The organism is Agrobacterium sp. A3-95, assembly GCF_053521785.1.
This window is the reverse complement of the sequence record NZ_JBNWDR010000026.1, coordinates 1-2,466: the sequence shown is the minus strand read 5'-3', so window position 1 is coordinate 2,466 and position 2,466 is coordinate 1. Positions and strand designations below refer to the sequence as shown.

At 61.5% G+C, this 2,466-nt stretch carries 3 protein-coding genes; all 3 read left to right on the top strand.

Annotated features, from left to right (window positions below; all coding sequences use genetic code 11):
* Positions 1–395, top strand: a 395-nt coding sequence (gene tnpA, locus ACQZ5Y_RS28265) for an IS66-like element accessory protein TnpA (RefSeq protein WP_174051791.1), incomplete at its 5' end; no start/stop codon positions are given.
* Positions 374–739 carry an IS66 family insertion sequence element accessory protein TnpB gene (tnpB, locus tag ACQZ5Y_RS28260; RefSeq protein ID WP_448782590.1) on the top strand — a complete coding sequence of 122 codons (366 nt, stop codon included), beginning with the start codon at positions 374–376 and terminating at the stop codon, positions 737–739. The genes tnpA and tnpB, both read left to right, overlap by 22 nt.
* 45 nt (positions 740–784) lie before the next feature.
* The gene (gene tnpC, locus ACQZ5Y_RS28255) at positions 785–2,440 is read left to right on the top strand and encodes an IS66 family transposase (RefSeq protein WP_112497485.1); all 1,656 of its coding nucleotides are present in this window, start codon (positions 785–787) and stop codon (positions 2,438–2,440) included.
* The last annotated feature ends 26 nt before the right edge of the window (positions 2,441–2,466 follow it).

The following is a 2,466-nucleotide window of genomic DNA, read 5'->3' as shown; positions in this document are numbered from 1 at the left end:
CAATTGAGGTGATCACCTCCGTAGAGCGCCGTCGGCGCTGGTCACGCGAAGATAAAGAGCGGCTCGTCGCTGCGTGCTTTGAGCCAGACGCGGTCATCTCGGAGATTGCCCGCGCGGCCGGGATCCATGTCAGCCAGTTGTTCCGTTGGCGCAAAGAGCTTTGTCGGATCGAGGAGCCAAGATCTGACACTGCGGCTTTGGTGCCGGTGATCGTGTCCGAGGCCGCTTCGACAGTCTCCCCCGCTCAGCCGGAACCACCCACCAAATTCCATCCTCGTCGGAAGCGCAGTGATGTAACAATCGAACTAGGTCGGGGCCGACGCGTCCGCGTGGAAAGCGACATCGACACGGACGCGCTTGGCCGGATTCTCGATTGCGTATTGGGTCTGCGATGATCCCGGTTCCGAGTGGTGTGAAGGTCTGGCTGGCCACGGGCTATACGGACATGCGCAAGGGCTTCCCCGGTCTGTCGTTGATGGTGCAGGAGGCGCTGAAGCGTGACCCGATGTGTGGGCACTTGTTCGTATTCCGCGGCCGCGGCGGTGGCCTGATCAAGGTGATCTGGCATGACGGCCAGGGCGCTTGCCTGTTCACGAAGAAGCTGGAGCGTGGCCGCTTCATCTGGCCATCGGCGGCCGATGGCACGGTGGTGATCACACCTGCGCAGCTCGGTTATCTGCTGGAAGGTATCGACTGGCGGATGCCGCAAAAGACCTGGCGGCCGACGTCGGCCGGATGAGCAAAAACACTGGAATGACAGGCTCGAATATGATTCCATCCTGTCATGAGCAATACGACTGAAGAGCTTCCGGACGACCTAGCCAGTGCCCTTGCACTGCTGGCCCAGGAACGCGCTCGACGTGTTGCAGCCGAAGCAGAAGCGGCGACCGCCAAGGCCGAAGCCGCCAGTGCAAAGGCACTCGTATCGCATTCCGAGGCGCTGATCGCACGGCTGAAGCTGGAGATCGACAAGGTTCGCCGTGAACTCTACGGCAGCCGGTCCGAGCGCAAGGCGCGGCTCCTGGAGCAGTTGGAACTGCAGCTCGAGGAGTTGGAAACGGACGCCGGTGAAGATGAACTGGTGGCGGAGATCGCAGCCAAAGCTTCAACCGTCAAAGCCTTCGAGCGCAGGCGTCCGTCACGCAAGCCCTTTCCCGAACATCTGCCACGCGAGCGCATCGTCATCGCCGCTCCCGCCAATTGCGCCTGCTGCGGATCGGCCAAATTGTCGAAGCTTGGCGAGGACATCACCGAGACCCTGGAGGTCATCCCGCGCCAGTGGAAGGTCATCCAGACGGTACGGGAGAAGTTTACCTGTCGCGAGTGCGAGAAGATCACGCAGCCACCAGCACCCTTCCATGTAACGCCACGCGGCTTTGCCGGGCCAAACCTGCTGGCGATGATCCTGTTCGAGAAGTTTGCCCAGCACCAGCCGCTCAACCGCCAGAGCGAGCGTTATGCCCGTGAAGGCGTCGATCTCAGTCTGTCGACGCTTGCCGATCAAGTCGGCGCTTGTGCCGCAGCCCTGAAGCCAATCCATTCGTTGATCGAGGCCCATGTCCTGGCAGCCGAGCGACTGCATGGCGACGACACGACCGTGCCCATCCTGGCGAAGGGAAAGACTGATACCGGTCGCATCTGGACCTACGTCCGGGATGACAGACCCTTCGGCGGACAGTCACCGCCCGCCGCCCTCTACTATTCCTCTCGGGATCGGCGGCAGGAGCATCCCGAGCGACATCTGAAGTCCTTCTCCGGCATATTGCAGGCGGATGCCTATGGCGGCTACAATCCGCTGTTCAAGGTTGATCGCGATCCAAATCCTCTAAGGCAGGCGTTTTGTTGGGCACACTCGCGGCGCAAGTTCTTCGTGCTCGCCGACATTGCCGCAAATGCCAAGCGTGGAAAGAACGCCGCGCCGATCTCGCCTATGGCGCTCGAAGCCGTCAAACGGATCGACGCCCTGTTCGATATTGAGCGCGAGATCAACGGGCTTGACGCCGATCAACGCCTGGAGCGTCGCCGGAAAGACAGTCTGCCACTCGTCGATGATCTGCAGGTCTGGCTTCAAACCGAGCGGGCAAAGCTCTCACGCAGTTCTCCGGTGGCAGAGGCGATCGACTACATGCTCAAGCGCTGGGATGGCTTCACGTCATTCCTGCAGGACGGCCGGATTTGCCTGACGAATAATGCGGCAGAGCGAGCGCTCAGAGGCTTTGCGCTCGGCAGAAAATCCTGGCTCTTCGCCGGATCAGACCGCGGCGCGGATCGTGCAGCCTTCATGGCCACGTTGATCATGACGGCAAAGCTCAACGACATCGATCCGCAGGCGTGGCTGGCCGACGTTCTTGCCCGCATCGCCGACACGCCGATTACCAGGCTGGAGCAGTTGCTTCCGTGGAATTGGACGCCGCCGACCGTCAACGCTCAAGCGGCCTGACCTGCGGCCTTCACCGGAGGCTTACG

What these genes read in the sequence shown, in the direction of transcription:
- tnpC (WP_112497485.1), top strand. Translation starts at nt 785, where the DNA reads ATGAGCAATACGACTGAAGAGCTTCCGGACGACCTAGCCAGTGCCCTT.